At 70.2% G+C, this 23,658-nt stretch carries 17 protein-coding genes and 1 tRNA gene; 12 read left to right on the top strand and 6 right to left on the bottom strand.

All coding sequences use genetic code 11. The features are described 5' to 3' along the window. Window positions 1-8: 8 nt before the first annotated feature. The 3 genes from sucD to ACF1AG_RS05465 all read left to right on the top strand — a co-directional run bounded on the left by sucD (window position 9) and on the right by ACF1AG_RS05465 (window position 2,734). Window positions 9-893, top strand: a complete 885-nt coding sequence (sucD, locus tag ACF1AG_RS05475; protein WP_391809349.1) for a succinate--CoA ligase subunit alpha — start codon at window positions 9-11, stop codon at window positions 891-893. Window positions 894-968: 75 nt separating this feature from the next. After that, window positions 969-2,510 carry an aldehyde dehydrogenase family protein gene (locus ACF1AG_RS05470; protein ID WP_359605457.1) on the top strand — a complete coding sequence of 514 codons (1,542 nt, stop codon included), beginning with the start codon at window positions 969-971 and terminating at the stop codon, window positions 2,508-2,510. Between the two features lie 139 nt (window positions 2,511-2,649). After that, a tRNA-Leu gene (locus tag ACF1AG_RS05465) sits at window positions 2,650-2,734 on the top strand. 74 nt (window positions 2,735-2,808) lie between these two features. On the opposite strand, the gene ACF1AG_RS05460 is transcribed toward ACF1AG_RS05465, so the two are convergent. Together ACF1AG_RS05460 and ACF1AG_RS05455 are read right to left on the bottom strand one after the other, a co-directional pair. Next, complete coding sequence (locus ACF1AG_RS05460; protein ID WP_359605455.1) at window positions 2,809-4,179, bottom strand: SMI1/KNR4 family protein; 1,371 nt, start codon at window positions 4,177-4,179, stop codon at window positions 2,809-2,811. Window positions 4,180-4,212: 33 nt separating this feature from the next. Further along, window positions 4,213-5,319, bottom strand: coding sequence for a VWA domain-containing protein (locus tag ACF1AG_RS05455; protein WP_391809348.1), 1,107 nt, complete (start codon window positions 5,317-5,319; stop codon window positions 4,213-4,215). 340 nt (window positions 5,320-5,659) lie between these two features. Between ACF1AG_RS05455 and ACF1AG_RS05450 the strand changes: the two genes are divergently transcribed. Continuing rightward, window positions 5,660-6,931 (top strand): PQQ-binding-like beta-propeller repeat protein, encoded by a 1,272-nt coding sequence (locus ACF1AG_RS05450; protein ID WP_391809347.1) that lies wholly within the window; start codon window positions 5,660-5,662, stop codon window positions 6,929-6,931. 388 nt (window positions 6,932-7,319) lie between these two features. Then, a complete protein-coding gene (locus tag ACF1AG_RS05445) occupies window positions 7,320-7,673 on the top strand; it encodes a hypothetical protein (RefSeq protein ID WP_359605449.1) in 354 nt (117 codons plus the stop codon). Between the two features lie 181 nt (window positions 7,674-7,854). Here ACF1AG_RS05445 and ACF1AG_RS05440 read toward each other — a convergent pair whose 3' ends face one another. Continuing rightward, window positions 7,855-9,264, bottom strand: coding sequence for an MFS transporter (locus tag ACF1AG_RS05440; protein ID WP_359605447.1), 1,410 nt, complete (start codon window positions 9,262-9,264; stop codon window positions 7,855-7,857). A 431-nt stretch (window positions 9,265-9,695) separates the two neighbouring features. On the opposite strand from ACF1AG_RS05440, the gene fusA reads away from it, so the two are divergent. Continuing rightward, complete coding sequence (gene fusA / locus ACF1AG_RS05435; protein ID WP_387797376.1) at window positions 9,696-11,744, top strand: elongation factor G; 2,049 nt, start codon at window positions 9,696-9,698, stop codon at window positions 11,742-11,744. A 200-nt stretch (window positions 11,745-11,944) separates the two neighbouring features. Here the strand turns inward: fusA and ACF1AG_RS05430 are convergent, their stop codons facing one another. Next, on the bottom strand, window positions 11,945-13,759 hold the full coding sequence (locus ACF1AG_RS05430) for a coagulation factor 5/8 type domain-containing protein (RefSeq protein WP_391809346.1): 1,815 nt from the start codon (window positions 13,757-13,759) through the stop codon (window positions 11,945-11,947). Between the two features lie 240 nt (window positions 13,760-13,999). Between ACF1AG_RS05430 and ACF1AG_RS05425 the strand changes: the two genes are divergently transcribed. The 4 genes from ACF1AG_RS05425 to ACF1AG_RS05410 are packed head-to-tail and all read left to right on the top strand — an operon-like array spanning window position 14,000 to window position 18,556. After that, a complete protein-coding gene (locus ACF1AG_RS05425) occupies window positions 14,000-15,316 on the top strand; it encodes a sugar ABC transporter substrate-binding protein (RefSeq protein ID WP_359601274.1) in 1,317 nt (438 codons plus the stop codon). A gap of 14 nt (window positions 15,317-15,330) precedes the next feature. Next, window positions 15,331-16,320, top strand: a complete 990-nt coding sequence (locus tag ACF1AG_RS05420) for a carbohydrate ABC transporter permease (RefSeq protein ID WP_391809345.1) — start codon at window positions 15,331-15,333, stop codon at window positions 16,318-16,320. 17 nt (window positions 16,321-16,337) lie between these two features. Next, on the top strand, window positions 16,338-17,177 hold the full coding sequence (locus ACF1AG_RS05415) for a carbohydrate ABC transporter permease (protein WP_359601277.1): 840 nt from the start codon (window positions 16,338-16,340) through the stop codon (window positions 17,175-17,177). A 20-nt stretch (window positions 17,178-17,197) separates the two neighbouring features. Further along, window positions 17,198-18,556, top strand: a complete 1,359-nt coding sequence (locus tag ACF1AG_RS05410) for a GH1 family beta-glucosidase (RefSeq protein ID WP_391809344.1) — start codon at window positions 17,198-17,200, stop codon at window positions 18,554-18,556. A gap of 54 nt (window positions 18,557-18,610) precedes the next feature. On the opposite strand, the gene ACF1AG_RS05405 is transcribed toward ACF1AG_RS05410, so the two are convergent. Then, entirely contained in the window at window positions 18,611-18,820 is a 210-nt protein-coding gene (locus ACF1AG_RS05405) for a tautomerase family protein (RefSeq protein ID WP_033273663.1), read from the bottom strand. A 290-nt stretch (window positions 18,821-19,110) separates the two neighbouring features. Here ACF1AG_RS05405 and ACF1AG_RS05400 point away from each other — a divergent pair, with 290 nt between their 5' ends. Then, on the top strand, window positions 19,111-21,000 hold the full coding sequence (locus ACF1AG_RS05400) for a DNA/RNA helicase domain-containing protein (RefSeq protein WP_391809343.1): 1,890 nt from the start codon (window positions 19,111-19,113) through the stop codon (window positions 20,998-21,000). A gap of 200 nt (window positions 21,001-21,200) precedes the next feature. Beyond that, window positions 21,201-23,315 carry a DUF2075 domain-containing protein gene (locus tag ACF1AG_RS05395; RefSeq protein ID WP_391809520.1) on the top strand — a complete coding sequence of 705 codons (2,115 nt, stop codon included), beginning with the start codon at window positions 21,201-21,203 and terminating at the stop codon, window positions 23,313-23,315. 54 nt (window positions 23,316-23,369) lie between these two features. Here the strand turns inward: ACF1AG_RS05395 and ACF1AG_RS05390 are convergent, their stop codons facing one another. Continuing rightward, window positions 23,370-23,498, bottom strand: a complete 129-nt coding sequence (locus ACF1AG_RS05390) for a DUF6408 family protein (protein ID WP_359601271.1) — start codon at window positions 23,496-23,498, stop codon at window positions 23,370-23,372. Window positions 23,499-23,658: the final 160 nt, after the last annotated feature.

Genomic DNA, 23,658 nt, shown 5'->3' with positions numbered 1-23,658 from the left:
CGGACGACATGGCGATCCACCTCACCAAGGAGAGCAAGATCCTCGTCCAGGGCATGACCGGCGGCGAGGGCATGAAGCACACCTGCCGGATGCTCGCCGCCGGCACGAACGTCGTCGGCGGCGTCAACCCCCGCAAGGCGGGCCGTACCGTGGACTTCACGGAGCGCTCCGTGCCCGTCTTCGGCTCCGTCGCCGAGGGCATCGACGCGACGGGCGCCGACGTCACCGTCGTCTTCGTGCCGCCCGCCTTCACCAAGGCCGCGGTGACCGAGGCTGCCGACGCCGGCATCGGGCTCGCCGTCGTCATCACCGAGGGCGTCCCCGTCCACGACTCCGTCGCCTTCCTCGCCCACGCGCGGAAGCGCGGCACCCGCGTCATCGGCCCCAACTGCCCCGGCCTGATCAGCCCCGGCCAGTCCAACGCGGGCATCATCCCCGCCGACATCACCAAACCCGGCCGCATCGGCCTGGTCTCCAAGTCCGGCACCCTCACCTACCAACTCATGTACGAGCTGCGCGACATCGGCTTCTCCACCTGCGTCGGCATCGGCGGCGACCCCGTCGTCGGCACCACCCACATCGACTGCCTGGCCGCCTTCCAGGACGACCCCGACACCGACCTGATCGTCCTCATCGGCGAGATCGGCGGCGACGCGGAGGAACGCGCGGCCGCCTACATCCGCGACCACGTCACCAAGCCCGTCGTCGGCTACATCGCCGGCTTCACCGCTCCCGAGGGCCGCACCATGGGCCACGCCGGCGCGATCGTCTCCGGCTCCTCCGGCACGGCGCGGGCGAAGCAGCAGGCACTCGAGGCGGCCGGCGTGCGGGTCGGGCGTACCCCGACGGAGACGGCGCGGCAGGTGCTGGCCGTGCTCGACGCCCGCGCCTGACCCGTACGCGGGCCCCACGGCCCTCCCGCAGGCCCCCTGATCTCTCGACCGTGCACCGAGAGCGGAGCGAACCGTATGCCACCCATCCTCACCCTCAAGTCCGGCACCTCCTGGGAAGACGCCTGGCAGCGCTGCCTGACCGTCGCCCCGGAGGCCTTCCGCGACGACCGCGTCCTCAACCTCTGGAACGGCTCCTGGCAGGCCGACGGCCGGGCCCTGCCCGCCGTGAGCCCTGTCGACGGCACCCCCCTCGCGGGACCGCCCCGCCTGGACCGGGCCACCGCCCGGCAGGCCGTACGCTCGGCCCTGGACCAGCACCGCGCCTGGCGCCACGTCCCCCTCCCGGAACGCCGGGCCCGCGTGGCCGCCACACTCGACGCACTCGCCGAGCACCGCGATCTGCTCGCCCTCCTGCTCGTCTGGGAGATCGGCAAGCCCTGGCGGCTCGCCCGCGCCGACGTCGACCGCGCCGTCGACGGCGTGCGCTGGTACGTCGACGGCATCGACACCATGCTGGAAGGCCGCGCCCCGCTCGACGGGCCCGTCTCCAACATCGCCAGCTGGAACTACCCGATGAGCGTGCTGGTCCACGCCCTGCTCGTGCAGGCGCTGTCCGGCAACGCGGTCGTCGCCAAGACCCCGACCGACGGCGGCGTCGCCTGCCTCACCCTGGCCACGGCGCTCGCCGCCCGCGAGGGCATCCCGGTCACCCTCGTCAGCGGCAGCGGGGGCGAGCTGTCCGAGGCGCTGGTGCGGGCGCCGGAGATCGGCTGCGTCTCCTTCGTCGGGGGCCGCGACACCGGCGCCGCTGTCGCCACTGCCGTCGCCGACCTGGGCAAACGGCACATCCTCGAACAGGAGGGGCTGAACACCTGGGGCGTCTGGAACTTCTCCGACTGGGACACCCTGAGCGCGACGATCCCGAAACTCTTCGACTACGGCAAACAGCGCTGCACGGCCTACCCGCGCTTCGTCGTCCAGCGCAGCCTCTTCGACGCCTTCCTCGCCGCCTACCTCCCCGCGGTCCGTACCCTGCGCATCGGCCACCCCCTCGCCGTCGAGCACCCGGACGACCCGTACCCGGCGCTCGACTTCGGCCCCGTGATCAACGCGGCCAAGGCGAAGGAACTGGACGACCAGGTCGCCGAGGCGATCGACCGGGGCGCCGTTCCGCTGCACCGCGGCGATCCGGCCGACGCCCGCTTCCTGCCCGGCCAGGACACGTCGGCGTACGTCCAGCCGGTCACGCTGCTGCATCCGCCCCGCTCCTCCCCGCTGCACCACGCGGAACCGTTCGGCCCGGTGGACACGATCGTCCTGGTCGACACGGAGGCGGAGCTGCTGGCCGCCATGAACGCGTCCAACGGCGCCCTGGTGGCCACCCTCTCCACGGACGAGCGCACCACCTTCGACCGGCTCGCCCCGCACATCCGCGCGTTCAAGATCGGACACGGGGTGCCGCGCTCGCGCGGAGACCGGGACGAGCTGTTCGGCGGCTACGGCGCGTCCTGGCGGGGCGCCTTCGTCGGCGGCGAGCTTCTGGTGCGGGCGGTGACCCGCGGCCCTGCGGGGGAGAGGCTGCCGGGGAACTTCCCGGACCACCGGCTGACCCCCTGAGCCGGCCGGTACCCGGGCCGCGCGGGAGTGTCTCCCGCGCCTCCCCGGGACGACGGAAACGCAGGTGAAAGGCACTCCGAAACCTTGGTATGGTTGTCCATGTCGCCGCGGGGATCACCCCGCACGCGACAGACACCTTGTCCGGGTGGCGGAATGGCAGACGCGCTAGCTTGAGGTGCTAGTGCCCTTTATCGGGCGTGGGGGTTCAAGTCCCCCCTCGGACACTTGCTCCTTCGAGGGCCCCGACCGGACGGTCGGGGCCCTCGAGGCGTTCCGGGGGCCCGGCTGTGGGGGCGGCTCAGCCGGCCGTCCCTTCCAGCACCGTGACCTCGCTGACCGGCGGCCGGCCGTGGAGGGCGAGGATCTCGTCGGCGAGGGCGATGATCCGCAACGGGTCGTCCTGCTGCCGATGTGCCTCGATGCCCGCGGCGAGGAGCCCGGTGGGCACGGCTCCCGCATCGAGGAGGACGCGCCACTCCGCGGGCGGGAGACGCAGGTACTCGAGGTGGGTGAGCCGGGATATCTCGCAAGGGTCGGCGAGCGTCCCCTCGTACGCACAGAGGGTCCGCAGACGCGGCAGGCCGAACACGGGCGCGAGGCTGAGGGGTTCCTTCTTCCACACCCCGATGCTGAGGACCTCGAGACCGGGGTGGGCGGCGGCCTCGACGCTGGGAACGGAGGCATGATTGACGTGGGCGACGAGCGGGGGCCGCTCGACCCTCGGCACCGGTCTGCCGTCGAAGTGACGGTGGACGACCATGTCGGTGAGGGAGTCCGCGACCAGCCCGGCACCGATGTTCCCCTCGTGGCCGATGATGATCACCTGTCCCGTGTGCCCTTCCGGCCCCGGTGTGAGGTCGACGGCGATACGGTCCCCGCCGCCGTTGTCACCGAAGACGATCCAGCCCGGCGAACCGACGAGCTGCTGCACCGAGTCCTCAGGACCCGTCTCGACCGCCTCCATGGCGCCGAACTGCCACATCACCTCCCGGGACGCCGCGTCGGCGACGTACACCTCACCTAGGGGGAACAGTTCGCAGCCGATGATGTCGTACGGGTCGCGGAGGTCGTCCCAGTCCGCGTACCGGCCCCGGACGACCTGGTACAGCGTTCTCAGCTCGGGAGGCAGCGGCACGCCCAGACGCACCTCGGCCTCCGTGATCTCCTCCTCCGTGGCCCCGACCGCGCCCGGGAGCCGCTCGCGGAGAGTGCGCCGCAGCAGTGCCACGTCCGCGGACGCGGCCGGCACCGCGCCAGGCACCGGATCGGGCAGGCGGCGCACCGGCTCGGGCAGAGCCCCGTCCACGAGCAGGAGCGTGCCCGGGTGTGCGGTCGCGATGCCCGGCTCGGCGGAGGCGCTCGGTTCGATCAGGTGCAGCCGGAGACCACCGGGTGTGGAGGAGGCCTCCACGACGAAGGAGACACCGTCGCTCCCGTCCTTCATGAGCGCCTCGACGACCAGACCCACGGCGTCGAACTTGGCCTGGCTGTCCGAGACCAGTGAGGCACGCCCCGGCTGCGGAGCCCGGCGAGGGAGGGGAACACTCCACGCGCCGGGACTGATCTGGCCCGAGACGTGCCCGCCGGGCGCGGCGAGCGTGTCCGCGTGTGCGGCGTGCAGGAGGCGCAGCAAGGGCTGCCAGGTGGTGATGTCGTGGAGCGAGGACAAGGGAGGTCTCCGAGGCGTGATGGACGGTGACGGTCACAGCAGGACGAGCAGCTTGGTCCCCGGGATCAGCTTGCGGTTGACCGAGGTCGACTGGACGAACACCGTGTAGGCGTCGTTGCTCCCCGGCGCCACCGTGACCTCGGTCGCGGGCAGGCCCAGGAGCTGCCGGGCGGCGGGGCCGGTGAACACCTTGCCGGTCATGCGGCCGGTGGCCGGGTCCTTCTCGGCCACCGCCATCTGCTTGCGGGCCTGGACCTTCTCCCGCTTGGACAGCTCGTAGAAGGCGCAGCCGGTCTTGTACGGATGCCCGGCGCTGGTGACGAAGTCGCGGATCGACGTCGACCGGTCCACCGGGATCAGCACGTACTTGCCGGCGTCCAGCGCCTGGAGGTTCGACGTCACGTCCGCCGCGCTCAGGTCCTGACCCATCGCGAAGAGGTTCCGCGTGCCGCGCACACCCTGCTCGCGGTCCCGCAGGAACCTCGTCGCGGCCGTCTTGACGGCGCCGATCGCCTCCTCGACACCCTGGTCGGAGTCGGCGTCCCAGATCGAGATGTTGCCCGTCGGGAAGCCGTACTGCTGGGCGGTGCGCTTGGCCAGGGAGTTGGGCACCATGATGGCCGACGTCCAGTGGTCGGGCAGGGTGTTCATCTTGTCGGCGATCCGGCTCCGCCACTCGTCCAGGACGGCACGCCCGTCGGGCATGAGGTCGTGCCGCGAACCGGTCGTGTCGGCGCCGGAGGCGTTCTCCTCGCCGTCGGTGACGACGACCTGGAGGAAGCTGTGCTCGCCGTACTCCTCCCATATGTGCCCGAGGTCGTCGAGCGCCTTCACCGACGCCTGGATGAGCGCGGTCGCGCCGTTCTCGACGGTGTACAGGCCCCGCATGGACGGCAGGTGCTTCACGTCCATGTCCCACACCAGGTTCTCGACGAGGTGGTCGAAGGCGTAGAGGCTGATCCGCGTCTCGTGCCCGAGCCGGTCCGACTCCTCCGCCAGCCCTTTCACGAACTCGTCGACGACGCGCACCAGTTGCTCCGAGTGGCCCTGCATCGAACCGGACTTGTCGATGACGAGAGCGACGTGGTTCACGAAGTGCTTCTTCAGCCGGTCCTTCACCGTGGCGCTCATCGCGTCCATCCCTTCCCCCTCGGGCGTCGGGGACCTCCCCGACGCCCTTTCCGCAGGCGGACGTGTCCATCCACAGCGTGAACGCCGGGATGGACTCTGGTCCGTCCAGATGATGGCTTCACCTTAGGCAGGGGCACTGACAACGGCGCTGAGCTGCGGCTCCCCGCGGTTGCGGTGGGGTGCCCGGCACGTCTCGATTGCTTCACGGTGCTGTCCCGGTTGCGATCCCGCCATGGGGACCTGGCGGGAGCCCGGCTAACGTTCCAGGTCACGAGGGCCCGCGTCCGTATGTTCGGTGCGGAATGGCCCGCACGTTCATGTTCCTGATACTTCACGGGGGTACGGCGATATGGCCGAGCGAAACAGCACGTCGGACGACAGAACACTGGCGGAGCCGGAGTTCTCCTCCCGCCGGCGTCTGCTGCGGTTGGCCGTCGGAGGGCTCACGCTGGCCACCCTGACCACCGGCGCGGTCGGCTGCGACGACGACGCGGTGGAGACCGAGGACCCCACAAGCGCCGGCGGAGGGCAGTCGAAGGGCGAGGACAAGAAGCCCGCCGACGACGCCACGGGCGGGGACGGCAAGGCGCCGAAGCCGCTGTGGACGAAGACGACCTCCGCGGAGACGTACGGGGACAACGACGAACTCGTGGTCGCCGCCGGTGTCGTGCTCGCCAGCGGCAGCCCGCTGGCCGCCCTCGACACCGCGACCGGCAAGAAGAAGTGGTCCCTGCCGGGCGGCGCGGTTCCCGGAGCACCCCTGCTGCTCGGCAAGGACACGCTGTACCTGGCCAGCAGTCAGTACGACGGCACCGTCACGGGATATGACCCGGCCTCGGGCAAGGAGACCTGGCGCAGCCGCCTCGGCGCGGGTCACCGGCAGCCGAGGCCCGTCGCGGTGGACGAAACGCAGGTGTACGTCGTCGCCGAGATCCTCGAGGACGACGGGTCGTCGAAGACCAACGTCATCGCCGCCCTCGACAGCGGCACCGGCAGGATCGCCTGGAAGGAACAGCGCGACCTGGGCACCATGCAGAACGGCATCCACGCCGCCGTACGCGGCCGCCACCTCGTCTACACCGACTTCAAGAAGAACCTCACCGTCCGCGACACCGCCACCGGCGGCCAGGTGTGGACACGGAAGACGACGAAGACGAACTACGGCTTCTTCGCCGTGCACGAGAATCTGGTCATCGTTCCGCAGGGCAACGTCCTTCAGGCCTTCGACCTCTCCGACGGCACCGAGAAGTGGACCCTGAAGTCTGCGCAGTTCGACCTCTTCAAGGAACCGGCCGTGCTGGAGGACGTGCTGTACATCGCCGACAGCGCACGGAAAGTGCGGGCCGTCGACCCCCGCACGGGCAAGGTGCTCTGGCAGTCGACGTCCCTCGCCGACGCGGGACTCCAGGTGCCGCGCCAGTACGTCAAGGTGGGGGACACGCTCTTCGGTGCCACGGACCTGGACGCGAAGGGCGGCATCATCGCCATGGACGCGAAGACCGGTGACGTGCGCTGGACGTTCAACGACGGCAGTGGTGACCACCACGCCTGGCTGGCGGCCACCGACGGCGAGCGTCTCTTCGCCCTGCACGGCACCGCGCTGCACGCACTGCCGGTGTGAGGCACGGGCCGGCCGTGTGGCCGGTCCCCCGTCCGCGGTGAGTGTGACCGGTGCGTCGGACAAGCCGGTCCCGTCCTGGCCGGTCCGTCCACGAAGGCGCGGGGCTCGGCGAACGCAGGGACCCCCGCGCCGTGTTCTCGGCGTCACCGCCCCGTCGGCACCACTCGTCGGCACCACCCGGCGGGGCGCCGGACCGAAGGGTGAGGTGCGTTCAGGAGCGGCCCGGTCATCACCGTGCCCGTGATCCGGTCCGTGGCACTCGCACATGGTCCATTGTCGGCCAGCTTGCGGAGACTGCCTCCCGCGCCGGTGAGTAAACGTGTTTGATGGTTGATGGTTCATCTAAAGCCGTGCTCCATCGGAGCTCCGACCGGAAGGAACCTCGACCATGAAGACCCGACCCAGGAAGCTGGCGCTGGGCGCCGTGGCGGCCGTCGCCATGAGCCTTGCGCTCCCGGCAGCCCCCGCTCTGGCGACCGAGGAGATCGACTGCGGCGCGGGCGCCGATGCCGTGCGGGTGACGTACCTGGAGAACGGCACGGAGCACAGCAGGTGCTGGACCGGACCCGGTGACGTCACACTCGGACAGGGCGGGGTCACTTCCTTCTCCTCGGGTGCCCACGAGGTGGTCGTCTTCTGGACGACGGGTGCGGGATGGGACGTCTCGGTGCTCCCGCCCCACACTCAGGCCCCCTTCACCGGGGCCGGCACCCACCACGTCTTCGGATTCCACGTCAGGTGACCGCCGGCCAAGGCCGGCCGGCCCGTCGGGAGGGGACCAGAGGTTTCCGGCCTGTACGGTCACGGCTGACTGCCTGATGTCGACGCACCGCAGGTGAACGGCATGCAGAAGCCCTCCGTGTCCGGTCGTCGGACGCGGAGGGCCTCAGCGGTTCAGGGGGTGTCCCGGAGTCCCGGAGGGCTCAGGAAGCCGCGGTGACAGGGGCCTCCTCGCGGACCGCCGCCTCGACGGCCTCGCCCTCGTCCAGCCCCACGTCCTTCGTCTCCCGCCCGAGCAGCAGCGCCACCAGCGTCAGCAGAGCCATCGAGGACAGGTAGACGCCGACCAGCCACGGGGAGCCGTCGCCGGCCTCCCACAGGGCCACCGCGATGAACGGGGCCACGGCCGCGCCGAGGATCGAGCTGACGTTGTAGGAGATGCCGGACCCCGTGTAGCGCACGCTCGTCGGGAACAGTTCCGGCAGCAGCGCGCCCATCGGGCCGAACGTCATGCCCATCAGCGTGAATCCGAACACCAGCCACAGCACCACACCCACGGTGCCGAGGCCGATGAGCGGCACCCACACCAGGCCGAAGACCAGGATTCCGGCGGTGACCGCGATCAGCGTGGCGCGTCGGCCGTAGCGGTCCGCGAGCGGGCCGGAGATCAGGGTGAACGCCGCGAAGAACAGCACACCGAAGATCATCATCAGCACGAACGTCGTGTAGTCGTAGCCGAGACCCGGCACGGCCGCGTCCTCCGCCGTACGGCCGTAGCTCAGCGAGAACGTGGTCATCAGGTAGAAGAGCACGTACGTCGCCAGCATGAAGAACGTGCCGAGGATCAGATGCTTCCAGTGGTTCCGGAAGACCGTGGCCAGCGGCAGCTTCCGCACCAGGCCCGCCTCCCGCGTCTTCGCGAACACCGGCGCCTCGACCAGGCGCATCCGCACCCACAGGCCGATCGCCACCATCACCGCCGAGAACAGGAACGGGATGCGCCAGCCCCAGTCGAGGAAGGCGTCCGACGGCTGGGACGGGTCGGCGCCGGCCGCGGACGGCAGCAGCGCGCCGATGACCAGGAACAGGCCGTTGCCGATGATGAAGCCCAGCGGGGCGCCCAGCTGCGGGAACGTGCCGTACAGGGCGCGCTTGCCCTTCGGCGCGTTCTCGGTGGCGACCAGAGCCGCGCCGCTCCACTCGCCGCCGAGCGCGAAGCCCTGCGCCAGCCGCATCAGCACCAGCAGCGCGGTCGCCACCCAGCCGGCCTGCGCGTAGGTGGGCAGTACGCCGATGAGGAACGTGGCGATGCCCATGGTGAGCAGGGAGGCCACGAGCGTTCCCTTACGGCCGAGGCGGTCGCCGAGGTGGCCGAAGACCACAGCTCCGATCGGCCGGGCGACCATCGCGGCGCCGAACACCGCGAAGGACGAGAGCAGCGCCGTGGTGGGGTCGCTGCTGGGGAAGAAGAGCGTGGGGAAGACCAGTACGGCGGCGGTCGCGTAGATGTAGAAGTCGTAGAACTCGATCGTCGTGCCGATGAGGCTGGCGATGAGGACGCGCGACCGCGAGTTGACGGGGGTCGGGGCCGGACTGGTGGATGGTGCGGGCATTTCACGGTCTTTCCACGGGGACGATCACTCCACATTCTCAGAAGGTCTCACGTCTCAGGAACGTTGTTCCAAGATATGAGACGACTTCGCTGTGACCTGCTGCGCAAAATGCGTGGCCCTGCGTCCGCTCGGCTCCCTACACTCATCGGGCAGGCGTCCACCGCCCCCTGTCCGTCGGCGGTGCGCGCGATCAGATCCGACCTGGGAGGGAGTCCGGCCGTGCGTGTCCACACCGCTGTCGCCGCCGCTCCCCGTTCCCGGTCCCGCCGGTCCGTGGTGATCCTGGTGTCTCCGGCCGCCCGGTGCCCGCTGCGCGGCCGGCACCGGCTGCCCTGACGCACGTCCGGCCGCCCCCGACAGGGGTCACCCGCGCCGTGCGCCGGGGGGAATCGCGCTGCCCTTTCCCGGTTCCATCCGAAAGGCCACGGGCCATGCGCACCACCGACACCCTCGCCGTCGTCCGCAACCTCGGCATCCTCGCTCACGTCGACGCCGGCAAGACCACCGTCACCGAGCGGATCCTGTACGCCACCGGCACCACCCACAAGCGCGGCGAGGTGCACGACGGCACCACCGTCACCGACTTCGACCCGCAGGAGCGCGACCGGGGCATCACCATCTTCTCCGCTGCCGTCACCTGCTCCTGGGACGGTCACCGGGTCAACCTGATCGACACCCCGGGCCACGTCGACTTCGCCGACGAGGTCGAGCGTTCCCTGCGCGTCCTCGACGGGGCGGTCGCCGTGTTCGACGCGGTCGCCGGTGTGGAGCCGCAGAGCGAGTCGGTGTGGCGGCAGGCGGACCGGCACGGCGTCCCGCGCATCGCCTTCGTCAACAAGATGGACCGGGCCGGCGCCGACCTCGACGCCGCCGTCACCTCCATCAGGGAGCGGCTGCACCCGGCGCCGCTCGCCGTACAGCTCCCGATCGGGGCGGAGGACACCTTCACCGGCGTCGTCGACCTGCTCGGCATGCGTGCTCTCACCTGGGGCGACGACGGTGAGGCCCACGACCCGGCTCCCGTCCCGGACGCCCTGCGCGAGGAGGCGCTGCGGCGGCGCCGGCTGCTGGAGGAAGCGGTGGCGGAACTGCACCCGGCCGCGCTGGAGGAGTACTGCGACACCGGAGCGCTCCGCACCGGGACGCTCACGGCGGCCCTGCGGGACCTGACCGCATGCGGCGACGCCGTGGTCGTGCTGTGCGGCTCCGCCTACCGCAACCGCGGGACCGAGCCGCTGCTGGACGCCGTCCTCGCCTACCTGCCGTCACCGCTGGACGTACCGCCGGTGCGCGGCACGCACGACGGGGCCCAGCAGGAGCGGACCGCCGACCCGGCGGCGCCGCTCGCCGCCCTCGCCTTCAAGGTCAACGCCACCGCCACCGGACGCCTCACCTACCTGCGCGTCTATTCCGGAACGATCGAACAGGGGGACACCGTGTGGGACGCCACCGCAGGCCGCGCCGAGCGCGTCGGACGCATCCTGCGCGTCACCGCCGACCGGCACGCACGCCTGGACCGTGCGGTCGCCGGCGACATCGTCGCCGTGGTCGGACTGAAGGGCGCCCGGGCCGGCGCCACGCTGTGCGCGCCGGACGCCCCGCTGATGCTGGAACCGCCCGGCACCGCCGAACCCGTCGTCTCGGTCGCCGTCGAGGCGCTGCGCGGCACGGACACCGGACGTCTGGCGTCGGCGCTGGCCCGGCTCGCCGAGGAGGACCCCTCGCTGGTCGTGCGGACCGACACCGAGACGGGCCAGACGGTGCTGTCCGGCATGGGCGAACTGCATCTGGAGGTCGCGGTGGAACGCATCCGGCACGACCATGGGCTGGTCGTCAACGTCGGCCGGCCGAGAGTGAGTTACCGGGAGACCGTCGGACGCGGGGTGTCCGGCTTCGTCCACCGGCACGTCAAGCAGGACGGCGGAGCCGGGCAGTTCGCGCACGTGGTGCTCGACGTGGAGCCGCTGGACGCCCCCGAGCGGGGCTTCGAGTTCCGCTCGACGGTCGTCGGAGGCCGGGTGCCGCAGGAATACGTCCGTGCCGTCGAGGCCGGCTGCCGGGACGCGCTCGCCGAGGGCCCCCTCGGCGGGCACCCGGTGACGGGCCTGAGGGTGACGCTCACCGACGGTTCGACGCACGTCAAGGACTCCTCCGACACCGCGTTCCGCACCGCGGGCCGGTTCGGTCTGCGGGACGCGCTGCGGACGTGCGCGATGGTGCTGCTCGAGCCGGTCGCCGAGGTCACGGTCACCGTGCCGCAGGATGCGGTCGGGTCGGTGCTCGGTGACCTGGCGGCGCGCCGCGGCCGGGTGAGCGGCTCGGCCACCCGGGCGGGCGCGTCGGTCGTCACCGCGACCGTGCCGCTGGCCGAACTCTTCGGCTACGCGACCCGGTTGCGCAGCCGCACCCAGGGCCGCGGCACCTTCACCACCCGGCCGACCGGCTACGCACCGGCCCCGGCCGGGGTGACCGTGCGGTGACGCGGCGACGTGGTGACGCGGCGGCGGTGGCGCGGTGACGTGCTGGCGCACTGACGTGCTGACGCGGTGACGCGGTGACGCGGTGACGCGGTGACGCGCTGACCGGGGCGGTCCCTCCCCGACCCAGTTGGGAGGGACCGCCCCGGGTCCCGCGGTCCGGGGCGCGCCCCGGCCGTGGCACGCCCCGGAGCGGGTCGGCGTCAGGGGTACGACACCACCACCGACGGCACCGTGTCCGACCCCGACGTCGGCGCCCCGGTGTCGTTGATGACGCACTCGTACTGCCCGTTCCCGCTCAGCGAGATGACCATGATGTGGTGGAAGCGCACCCCGGGCCGGACGGGCGCGGCGAAGCCGTGGTGCTGGACGATGGTCGGGTCGACGTTGTAGTAGCAGTAGCTGCCCATGCCCCAGCCCTCGTGGGTGGTGACGTGGTCGCCGACCTTGTAGGCGGCGTAGCCCTTGAGCGAGCCGTTCTGGATCGCGGCCTGGTTCGGGGCGTCGTAGGCCTTCTCGTTCTGGAAGAAGATGGTGCGGCCGCGTTCGCCGTTCCACTGCACGTCGTACTTGTTGAAGTGCTCGACGAACAGGCCGGTGGCGAGGACGTCGTGGCCGTTGATCACGACACCGTAGTCGCAGCGGTTGGTCTCCCAGCCCACACCCTCGCCGTGGTCGGCGCGCCAGACCCAGGTGTGGTCGACGACGGTGTCCCGGGCGTTGACCACCATGCTGGTGGTCGCCTTGCCGGGGCCGGCGCCGCCGATCCGGATGAAGACGTCCTGGACGGTGATGGGGTTGGCGGCGTGGCTCCGGGAGGCGCCGCGCGGCCCGACCTCCAGCAGGACCGGCGAGTTGACCGTTCCGGCGTCGATCAGGAAGCCGGCCAGCCGTACACCGTCGACGTCGGCGACCTTCAGGGCGGTGACGCCGTTGTCGGGGACGAGGGTGGCGTAACCGAGGCCCAGGACCACGGTGTCCGGCCGGTTCACCCGGACCGGCTCGTCGACGTGGTAGATGCCGGGTGTGAGCAGCAGGTGGAGGCCCTGCTCAAGCGCCCGGTTGATGGTGGCCGCCGAGTCTCCCGGCTTCGCGACGTAGAAGCGGTCCAGCGGCAGCGAGGTGCCGCGCGGGGTGCCGTTGCCCCAGGTGACGCCGCGCGCGTTCCTCCGCAGCGCGGGCAGGAAGACGCGGTACCGCTCGCCGTCGAGGTACAGGAACGGCTTCTCGCGGGAGACCGGCGTGGTGTCGAGCGTGGTGTACGGCGGGTCCGGGAAGCTCTGCGCGGGGGCGCCCTCGACGCCGGAGAACACCATGTTCCACACGGCGTTGGTCCAGCCGCCGACCGAGCTGTCCCGGGTGTACCACTGCTGCTGCGAGTAGGGGCCGACCGCACCGTCGATCCGGCTGTCGGCGATGTAGCCGCCGCTGGCCCAACCGTACGTGGACGAAGCGAGGTTGAGGTCGCCGCGGATGTGCATCCGGCGGAACGGCGCGGCCTGCGCGACCGCCCACCGGTTGGTGCCGTTGGCCGGGACGAGGGCCAGGTTCTCCGCCGAACGCCAGAAGTTCTGCGTGGCGTTGCCGTCGAACCAGCCGGCGTCGACCGTCACGTCACCGTGGATGGTGGTGTCGTCGGGCGACAGGCCGAGGCCGGAGACCGAGGTGTAGAAGCCGAGCTGGGCGTTGAGCCCCTGGTACGCGCCGGGCTTGAAGAAGAACTGGTAGCGGCCGGGGCCGAACTGGTCCTCCTCCTGCCGGGCGAACACCTCGTCCAGCCTGGCCTGGATGCCCGGCGTGGACGGGTCGAAGACGATCACGTTAGGTCCGAGGTCGCCACCGCCCTTGAGGCGCGGGGGCCTCCTGCGCGAAGCGGGCGCGGCGGACGCCGAGCCGGACAGCCCGGCCAGCACGGGAGCGGCGGCCGCGGCGCCGAGGACGGCCCGGCGGCCTACGGCGGAACGCGGGGCCGAAACAGTGGGGGAGGGAGTGGAAGGGGAGTCGGACTGCGACGTCATGGGGCGGCTCTCCTGGTTCAAGAGGTGAAAGGAGCAGGGGAGTTGGGAGCGCTCTCTCGCCGCTGAATGGTTCATCTCCGGAACGCATGAGTCAAGACATGCGACAAGAGTCGGGCGAGTCCGTCAGAGGCCTTGACGTGGTCCCGGCCAAGGGTTTAACTCACGTCCTAAATTAAGCCGTGAGGCGCTGTCCCGGCCGTCCTCGGGGCATTCGACATTCCCGGAAAGGGACCAGGAGCCATGCGCAGCATCCGAGCCGCGGCCACAGGCGCCGTCATGCTGTCTCTCGCACTCGCCGCCTCGGCCTGCGGAGGCGGTTCGAGCACCGGCGGCGGGTCCAACGACTCGCCGAAGGAACTGACCTACTGGGCCTCCAACCAGGGCGCCAGCATCGAGGTCGACAAGAAGGTCCTCCAGCCCGAGCTCGACAAGTTCGAGAAGCAGACCGGCATCAAGGTCAAGCTGGAGGTCGTGCCCTGGTCCGACCTGCTCAACCGCATCCTCACCGCCACCACCTCCGGCCAGGGCCCGGACGTGCTGAACATCGGCAACACCTGGTCCGCCTCCCTCCAGGCGACCGGCGGCCTCCTGCCGTGGGACGACGAGCAGTTCGAGAAGATCGGCGGCAAGGACCGCTTCGTCGACTCCGCGCTCGGCTCCACCGGCGTCGAGGGGCAGCCCCCGGCCGCCGTCCCGCTCTACTCGATGGCGTACGCGCTCTACTACAACAAGCAGATGTTCGCCGACGCCGGCATCGGCGCCCCGCCCGCCACCTGGGACGAGTTCGTCGCCGCCGGCAAGAAGCTGTCCGAGGACGGCAAGTGGGGCGTAGCGATGGAGGGCTCGAACCCCTCCGAGAACATCCATCACGCCTACGTCTTCGCCAAGCAGCACGGCGCCGACTTCTTCACCGCCGACGGCAAGCCCGACTTCACCGGCGACGGCGCCGTCGCCGCGGTCAAGCAGTACGTCGACCTCATGGCCAAGGACAAGGTCATCGCCCCGGGCAACGCCGAGTACGCGCAGAACCAGTCGGTCAGCGACTTCGCCAAGGGCAGGACGGGCATGCTGCTGTGGCAGTCCGCCTCCGCCAACCTCAAGTCGCAGGGCATGAGCGAGGACGCCTACGGCATCGCCCCCGTGCCCGTGCAGGGCGGGGTCCCCGGCGCAGGCAAGCAGGTCAACTCGATGGTCGCCGGCATCAACCTCGCCGTCTTCAAGAACACCGACAACCTCGACGGCGCCACCGAGTTCGTGAAGTTCATGACCAGCGACGCCGAGCAGAAGATCCTCAACACCGCCTACAGCTCCATCCCGCCCGTCAAGGCCGCCCAGGCCGACCCCGCCTTCAACACCCCTGCCAACGCCGTGCTGAAGGACACCCTCGCCAAGAGCGCCGTCGCCCTGCCGCAGGTGCCCGACGAGTCCCAGTTCGAGACCGCCGTCGGTACCGCCGTCAAGAACCTGTTCGCCGACGCAGCCGCCGGACGCCCGGTCACCACCGACTCGGTGAAGGCCGCGCTCACCAAGGCACAGCAGCAGATGCCCACGAAGTGAGTCCCCACACCGCCATGACCGCCACCGCCCCCGCAGCGGAGGCCACCGTGCGGAAGAGCTCCCCCGGTGCGGCGAGCGGCCCCCGCCGCCGCCCCGGGAGGCTCCGCCGCATCGGACTGCCCTACCTGCTGCTCCTGCCCGCGCTCCTCCTCGAACTCCTCGTCCACCTGGTGCCGATGGTCATCGGCATCGTGATGAGCTTCAAGGAACTCACCCAGTTCTACATCCGCGACTGGGGCACCGCCCCCTGGGCCGGCTTCGACAACTACTCCGTCTCCGTAGACTTCGACGCCCCCGTCGGCCAGGCCCTGCTCCACTCGTTCCTCGTCACGGTCGCCTTCACCGTGCTGTCCGTCGGCCTGTGCTGGCTCATCGGAACCGCCGCCGCGGTGTTCATGCAGGACACCTTCCGCGGCCGTGGTCTGCTGCGCGCCCTGTTCCTGGTGCCGTACGCGCTGCCCGTCTACGCGGCCGTCATCACCTGGGTGTTCATGTTCCAGCACGACAACGGCCTGGTGAACCACGTCCTGCACGACCAGCTCGGCCTCACCGACAAGCCGTCCTTCTGGCTGATCGGCGACAACAGCTTCGTCGCCCTGCTCACCGTCTCGGTGTGGAAGGGCTGGCCGTTCGCCTTCCTCATCGTCATGGCCGGACTGCAGAACATCCCGCGCGAACTGTACGAGGCCGCCGCCCTCGACGGCGCCGGCATGATCCAGCAGCTCCGCCGCATCACCCTGCCGTCGCTCCGCCCGGTCAACCAGGTGCTGGTCCTCGTCCTGTTCCTGTGGACGTTCAACGACTTCAACACCCCCTACGTCCTCTTCGGCAAGAGCGCGCCCGAGGCCGCCGATCTCGTCTCCGTGCACATCTACCAGGCGTCCTTCGTGACGTGGAACTTCGGCACCGGCTCCGCGATGTCCGTGCTGCTCCTGCTGTTCCTGCTCGTCGTCACCGGCGTCTACCTCGCCCTCACCTCACGCGGACGGAGGACCGCCCAGTGAGCACGCCCCGGTCCCCGATGGCCCCGCCCCGCACGTTCCTGTGGTCACGGCGGATCTTCCTGACCCTCCTCACCGGCTTCGTGCTGATCCCGGTGTACGTCATGCTCTCCAGCTCGCTGAAGCCGCTCGCCGACGTCACCGGCACGTTCCGCTGGCTGCCGACCGAGCTGACGATCCGCCCGTACATCGACATCTGGTCCACCGTCCCGCTCGGCCGCTACTTCGTGAACTCGCTGATCGTGGCGGGCGCGGCCACCGTCTGCTCGGTCGTCATCGCCGTCTTCGCCGCGTACGCCGTCAGCCGCTACTCGTTCCGCGGCAAGCGCGTCTTCACGGTGACCGTGTTGTCGACGCAGATGTTCCCCGGCATCCTGTTCCTGCTCCCGCTGTTCCTCATCTACGTCAACATCGGCAACGCCACCGGCATCGCCCTGTTCGGCTCCCGCGGCGGCCTCATCCTGACGTACCTGACCTTCTCGCTGCCGTTCTCCATCTGGATGCTGATCGGCTACTTCGACTCCGTCCCGCGCGACCTGGACGAGGCCGCGCTCGTCGACGGCTGCGGGCCGCTCGGCGCGCTGTTCCGCGTCGTCGTCCCGGCCGCCGTACCCGGCATCGTCGCCGTCGCCGTCTACGCCTTCATGACCGCCTGGGGCGAGGTCCTCTTCGCCTCCGTGATGACGAACGACACCACCCGCACCCTGGCGGTCGGCCTCCAGGGCTACTCCACCCTCAACGACGTGTACTGGAACCAGATCATGGCCGCCTCCCTCGTGGTGAGCGTCCCCGTGGTCGCCGGGTTCCTGCTCCTCCAGCGCTACCTCGTCGCCGGCCTGACGGCGGGAGCCGTCAAGTGACCCACCCCGAAAGGACTTTCGTGACCATCGACTACGCCGCCCTCCCCGACGACTTCCTGTGGGGCACGGCCACCTCGGCCTACCAGATCGAGGGCGCCGTGACGGAGGACGGCCGCTCGCCGTCGATCTGGGACACCTTCTCGCACACCCCCGGCCGCATCGACAACGACGACCACGGCGACGTGGCCTGCGACCACTACCACCGCTGGCGCGAGGACATCGCCCTCATGAGCCGCCTCGGCGCCAACGCCTACCGGCTGTCCGTCGCCTGGCCGCGCGTCGTGCCCGGCGGCGACGGCCCGGTCAACGCCAAGGGCCTCGCCTTCTACGACCGGCTGGTCGACGGTCTCCTCGAAGCCGGAATCACCCCGTCCGTCACCCTCTACCACTGGGACCTGCCCCAGGTCCTCCAGGACCGCGGCGGCTGGCCCGAGCGCGACACCGCCGAACACTTCGCCGCGTACGCCTCCGCCGTCGCCGAACGCCTCGGCGACCGCGTCCACCACTGGGCCACCCTCAACGAACCCCTGTGCTCCGCCTGGATCGGACACCTCGAAGGCAAGATGGCCCCCGGCCGGACCGACCTCACGGCGGCCGTCCGCGCCTCCTACCACCTGCTCCTCGGCCACGGCCTGGCCGCCCGCGCCATCCGCGCCGCGGCCCCCGGCGCCGAGGTCGGCATCGTCAACAACCTCTCCACCATCCACCCGGCGAGCGACAGCCCCGAGGACCACGCCGCCGCCGTCCGCATGGACGGCCACACCAACCGCTGGTGGCTCGACCCGATCCACGGCCGCGGCTTCCCCGCCGACATGCGCGAGGTCTACGGCGTCGACCTCCCCGAACGGCCCGGCGACCTCGACACCGTCGCGGCGCCTCTCGACTGGCTCGGCCTGAACTACTACTTCCCGCAGGTGGTCGCCGCCGACCCGGACGGTCCCGCCCCCTACGCCGCGCCCGTCCGCCGCGAGGGCGTCCCGCGCACCGGCATGGACTGGGAGATCGACCCGACCGGCATCGAGGACCTCCTGCTGCGCCTCACCGACGAGTACGGCGCCCGCCGGCTCTACGTCACGGAGAACGGCTCCGCGTTCCCGGACGTCGTCCGCCCCGACGGCACGGTCGACGACCCCGAGCGCCAGGACTACCTGACACGGCACATCGCCGCCTGCGCGTCCGCCGCCCGCAGGGGCGCACCGCTGGCCGGCTACTTCGCCTGGTCCCTGCTCGACAACTTCGAGTGGGCGTACGGCTACGACAAGCGCTTCGGCCTCGTCCACGTGGACTACGCCACCCAGACCCGCACGATCAAGGGCTCGGGACACCGGTACGCGGACATCATCCGGGGGCATGGGGAGCGGGGGTGGAAGGCGGCGTGAGGCTGTGGCGCCGGCGGGCGCGGATAGGGTCCCGTGCCCGCCGGCTTCCGCGGGTCAGGCGTCGCTGTTGAGCAGGGCGGCCGTGAGGACGTGACCGCCTACGCCCCAGCCTCCGTCGGCGACCTCGTCGACGAGCACCACAGTGGTGGCGCGGGCGCGCTCACCGTAGATCTCCGCGTAGAGATCGGTGGTGCGCTCGACGATCTTCTTCTTGTCGTCGGAGCTGAGAGTGTCCGCGGGGACCTTGAAGTGGGCGAAGGGCATGAGTGGTACTCCTTGGTAGCTCTGAGGGAGGCTGCGGACGCGGTACGCGCGCAGCACGGACGTTCTTAGCGTGGTCGAGTCCGGGGCGTGAGGGGGCCGGTCGACCGGGGGTGCTCCGGCACGTCCGGGCGTCGTGACCTGTGCCGGCCCACCTCACCTTTCTCCCTGTTGCCGGGTAACCTCGTCCACATCGTCAACGCGGCCCGACGGGCTTCCGCTCCACCCCGGTGGAGTCTTGAAGGACATGCCCCCACCCGCACGAGTCACTTCGTGCTGCCTGGGGGAAGTTCTTGCTGTTCCGCGCGTCCGCGAAAACGGTCGCCGTCATGGCGCTCGACGGTTCGCTGTTCCTGCACCTCACCGACCAGTTCGTCCACATGCACGGCTACCGGCCCGGCACCTCGGAGGTGCGCTCCTGGGAGCGCAGCATCCCCGTCCTGGCCGCCGCGCTCAACGAGGCGGGCCTGGGTGATGTGGAGATGATGCTGGAGTATGCCCTCCCGCTGAACAGCAAGCGTGCCGACGTCGTCCTCGCGGGCGTGCACCCCTCCACCGGGGAGCCGTCGTACGTCGTGGTGGAACTGAAGCAGTGGAGCGAGGTCGTGCCCCACGAGGACGATCCCACGCTATGCCACGTCGATCACTATCCCCATCCTGTGCTCAACCCCATCGAGCAGGTGAGCCGCTACTGCGACTATCTGGTGAACTTCAACGGGGCGGTGGCCGAGCACGGACACCGAGTCAGCGGAGTGGCGTTCCTGCACAACGCCACGGAGTTCGGTGTCGCTGGCCTGCGGGAGATAGAGCGCGACGGCCGCGGACTGCTGTTCACGGGACAACGCCGCGGCGAATTCCTCGACCATCTCCGTTCGAAACTGAGCGACAGGCATTCCGGCGCCCGGGTGGCGGACGAACTGCTCTCGGGTGCCACGGTGCCGTCGAAGCAGCTCATGTCCGTGGCCGCCGAGGAGGTACGCGACCGGCAGCAGTTCGTGCTCCTCGACGAGCAGCAGGTCGCCTGCCGGATGGTGCTCAATGCGGTGGAGAAGGCCAAGCGCGCCGACCGCAAGGAGATCGTCGTCGTGACCGGCGGCCCGGGCACCGGCAAGAGCGTGATTGCTCTCCAACTGCTCGGCGAGCTGTACCGGCGAGGGATGCCTGCCCTGCACGCCACGGGCTCCCAGTCGTTCACCAAGACGATGAGGAAGGTCGCCGGCTCCCGCAAGCGAGAGGTGCAGGACCTCTTCAAGTACTTCAACAGCTTCATGACCGCCGAGAAGAACAGCCTGGACGTCGTGATCTGTGATGAGGCCCACCGCATTCGGGAGACCTCGGCGAACCGCTACACGCGTGCCGAGCACCGGACCGGCAAGGCCCAGATCGACGAACTCATCGACGTCGCCCACGTGCCCGTCTTCCTGCTCGACGAGCACCAGGTGGTACGGCCAGGCGAGATGGGCACCGTCGCCGACATCAAGGCGGCGGCGGCCAAACGGGACATCCCCTGCCACGTCGTCCCGCTGGAGAGCCAGTTCCGCTGCGGTGGCAGCGACGCCTACCTGCGCTGGGTCGTCCGGCTCCTCGGCCTCGAACCCGGCGGCCCGGTCGTCTGGGAGCCCGACGACCGCATGCAGCTGCTGGTCGCCGACAGCCCGCAGGAGATGGAAGCGTTCCTCGAGGCCCGGCGGGCGGAGGGCTACGGTGCCCGCATGTCCGCCGGCTACTGCTGGCGTTGGTCCCCGGAACCCAAGCCAGGTCACCCGCTCCCGCTGGATGTCGTCATCGGTGACTGGGCCCGCCCGTGGAACCTGCGGGGCGAACGCTCGGTCTCGGGTGCCCCCCCGGCCGCCCTGTGGGCCACCGACCCGGCGGGCTTCGGCCAGGTCGGCTGCGTCTACACCGCCCAGGGGTTCGAGTACGACTGGTCCGGCGTCATCGTCGGCCCCGACCTACTGTGGCGCGGTGACCGCTGGGTCACGGACCGGACGGCCTCCCAGGACCCGGTGTTCAAGAAGTCCACCCCGGACGCCGACGTGGACCGCCTGATCCGCAACACCTACAAGGTGCTGCTGACCCGGGGCATGGTCGGCACGGTCGTCTACTCGACGGATCCGGAGACGCGCGAGAAGCTGCGGGAGTTGGCGGGTGGCCGACTGGATCAGCGCGTTGCCACGGTCTGACCTGGGACCCGTCTACGCCAGGGGGAACGCGATCCGGCCATGATGGCTACGCTTCGCGTCGCCCACCGCCGCATCGTCGTCCGTAGGGCGGCTGGCCTCCCTAAGATCCCGAGTACTGCTTGCGGCCCGACGGGCTTCCTCACGAGGACATGCCCCCACCCGCACGATCACTCGTGCTCTGGGGGACTCACCTCGTGTCCATGCTCCTGCTGCGGCTGGCAGCACAGGATCTGCTGACCTTGAACTCGAGGCGCCGTATGGTGCCGCACCTGGCCGCTCGATGGCGGCACTTCCGAGGCGCCGACGCATCGCTGTCGGAACGGTCCGCGTGGGCCGAGAGCCTTGTGCACCTCGCGGACGACCTGGTCGCCGCCGGCCGCGGGAACGTGGAGATGATCGTCGAGTGCGCCGCCACCCTCGACGAGGCGGACCGCCCCGGTGACCCACGACTGATCGACGTCGTTCTCGTGGGCCACCATCCCGACGACAGCCGGCTGTCCGTCCAACTGGTCGAGCTCAAGCGCTGGTCGACGGTGACCAGGGTGGAGCGAGCCACCGCGGAACTGGTCCACGTACCGGGGATGGGCAGGAAGAAGCACCCCGCCCTGCAGTTGCGCGAGTACTACGAGGCGTTCACGGGCGGCAGGGGCCCACTGAGCGGACTGGATTTCGAATGCGGGGGGTTCGCCTACCTGCACAACGCCACCGACGCCTCCGTCCGGCCCCTGGTCGACGTGGACGCTCCGACCGGCGCCTACGCGGCCGTCTACACGAACGACCGACGCGAGCAGTTGATCTCCGACCTCCGGGAGCACTTCGCCGACGAAGGGGGCGCTTCCGCGGCCGAGATTCTGCTGCAGAACATGGGCTTACGCAACACACCCCTGCTCGACGCCATGATCCGCTCCCGTGGAGAGGACACGGTCTTCACCTTGCGCGGCCGGCAGAAGAAGGTCGCCGACCAGATCTTGGACACCGCGGCCAAGGTTCTCCCGGATCCGCAGCGCCCCGCCCTCGTGCCGGACGAGCGGCGCGTGGTCTTCCTGGTCACCGGCGGCGCCGGTACGGGGAAGAGCGCCATCGGCCTCCAGATCAAGGCGGAGCTGGAGGCGGGCGGCCACACGGTCAAGTACGCCAGCGGCAGCAGGGCCTTCAATGGCGCGATCCAGGAGCACGTTGGTTACGGGGACCGGGAGTTCAGGGAGAGCTTCACTTACTTCAGCAACTTCGTCACCCCTCCGGACCCGCCGCTGGACGTGCTGATGTGCGACGAGGCGCACCGCCTGCGGGAACGCTCGACCAACCGCTTCTGGAAGCCCGAACACCAGGGCACCAAGCCCCAGGTCGACGAACTTCTCGACGCGTCCCGTCTGACCGTGTTCTTCCTCGACGAGGGCCAGACCGTGCGACCGCACGAGGTCGGCACCGTCGAACTGATCGAGGACGCGGCGCAACGGTACGACGCCACTCTTCTCAGGTACGAGCTTCGTGAACAGTTTCGCTGCGGAGGCAGCGATGCCTACATCCGCTGGGTGCGGGCCATGCTCGGGGTGGCGGACGAGGAGCCGGAGCAGTGGACGCCGGACGGCTTGATGCACGTCGAGGTGGCGGACAGCCCGGAGGAACTCGAACGGATCATCCGCACGGAAGCGCTCGCCGGAGCGTCCGCCCGCCTCGTCGCGGGGTATTGCTGGCCGTGGACAAAGCCGATCGGCAAGGAGAGGAGGTTGGAGGCCGACGTGCGGATCGGAGACTGGCACAGGCCCTGGAACGCGGACAGCGACGCCTTCTGCGAGGACGGGGCGCCACCTTGCAGGATCTGGGCCGTGCACGAGAAGGGGCTTGATCAGATCGGCTGCGTGTACACAGCCCAGGGCCTTGAGTGGGATTGGTGTGGCGTGATTCTGGGCGAGGACATGGTGCGCCGGGGTGACCGGTGGGTATTCCGTCGCGGCAAGGAGCGGAAGGACCCGGAGTCGGGCGTCAAACGCGTCGCCGATCCGGGTTCGTTCGACCCCAAGGTGAAGGCCGGAAGCGTCGACGACGAGGAGTTCGCCCGGCTGGTCCGCCACGCCTACCACGTGCTGATGACACGGGCGAGCCGGGCGACGGTGCTCTACTCCACGGACGAGGAGACCCGGAACTATCTGAAGGAACTGGTCGGCGAGGTCCAGGTCCACGGGCTGCGCCCCACCTGGGAGAACCTGCCGGAGGAGGCACGCGTTCCGCACCTGCCCCGGCCGCGTCGCGGGCGGGGTTCCCGCAGGAGGCGACAGAGCACGGGCCCACACTCGCCCGACCTGTACCTGTTCTGACGCGCGCCGCCTGCATGTGGAGTGGCGGGCTCTCCGGGCCCGCCACAGGCCTGCTCAGAAGAACAGGCGCGCTGCCGCCACCAGGGCCGTCACCACGACCTGGGTGACGACACCCGCGGCGACGTCGACCAGGATCTCGCGAAGCCGGTGACGACGTGCAGGCTTGTACTCAACGGGGTTCATGGATGTCCACTCCTTGGCGTGACCTGGGAATGGCGGGACCGCCCTTCCGGGCATCCGCGGTCACGCCGCGTGCGACACGCAGCGGAAACCAATCGTCAGTCACAGCCGGGAACCGGCATCCGAAACTCCGCCGACGTACCCTCCGGGAAGGTGCGCAGCG

Origin of the sequence: Streptomyces sp. NPDC014764 (assembly GCF_043082785.1) — a bacterium.
Taxonomy (GTDB): domain Bacteria; phylum Actinomycetota; class Actinomycetes; order Streptomycetales; family Streptomycetaceae; genus Streptomyces; species Streptomyces althioticus.
This window is presented reverse-complemented; position numbering and strand designations above follow the sequence as displayed.

Coding starts and splice junctions, on each gene's coding strand:
- sucD (WP_391809349.1), top strand. CDS start 9: ATGGCGATCCACCTCACCAAGGAGAGCAAGATCCTCGTCCAGGGCATG.
- ACF1AG_RS05470 (WP_359605457.1), top strand. CDS start 969: ATGCCACCCATCCTCACCCTCAAGTCCGGCACCTCCTGGGAAGACGCC.
- ACF1AG_RS05455 (WP_391809348.1), bottom strand. CDS start 5,319: ATGGACGCGATGAGCGCCACGGTGAAGGACCGGCTGAAGAAGCACTTC.
- ACF1AG_RS05450 (WP_391809347.1), top strand. CDS start 5,660: ATGGCCGAGCGAAACAGCACGTCGGACGACAGAACACTGGCGGAGCCG.
- ACF1AG_RS05445 (WP_359605449.1), top strand. CDS start 7,320: ATGAAGACCCGACCCAGGAAGCTGGCGCTGGGCGCCGTGGCGGCCGTC.
- ACF1AG_RS05440 (WP_359605447.1), bottom strand. CDS start 9,264: ATGCCCGCACCATCCACCAGTCCGGCCCCGACCCCCGTCAACTCGCGG.
- fusA (WP_387797376.1), top strand. CDS start 9,696: ATGCGCACCACCGACACCCTCGCCGTCGTCCGCAACCTCGGCATCCTC.
- ACF1AG_RS05430 (WP_391809346.1), bottom strand. CDS start 13,759: ATGACGTCGCAGTCCGACTCCCCTTCCACTCCCTCCCCCACTGTTTCG.
- ACF1AG_RS05425 (WP_359601274.1), top strand. CDS start 14,000: ATGCGCAGCATCCGAGCCGCGGCCACAGGCGCCGTCATGCTGTCTCTC.
- ACF1AG_RS05420 (WP_391809345.1), top strand. CDS start 15,331: ATGACCGCCACCGCCCCCGCAGCGGAGGCCACCGTGCGGAAGAGCTCC.
- ACF1AG_RS05415 (WP_359601277.1), top strand. CDS start 16,338: ATGGCCCCGCCCCGCACGTTCCTGTGGTCACGGCGGATCTTCCTGACC.
- ACF1AG_RS05405 (WP_033273663.1), bottom strand. CDS start 18,820: ATGCCCTTCGCCCACTTCAAGGTCCCCGCGGACACTCTCAGCTCCGAC.
- ACF1AG_RS05395 (WP_391809520.1), top strand. CDS start 21,201: ATGCTCCTGCTGCGGCTGGCAGCACAGGATCTGCTGACCTTGAACTCG.
- ACF1AG_RS05390 (WP_359601271.1), bottom strand. CDS start 23,498: ATGAACCCCGTTGAGTACAAGCCTGCACGTCGTCACCGGCTTCGCGAG.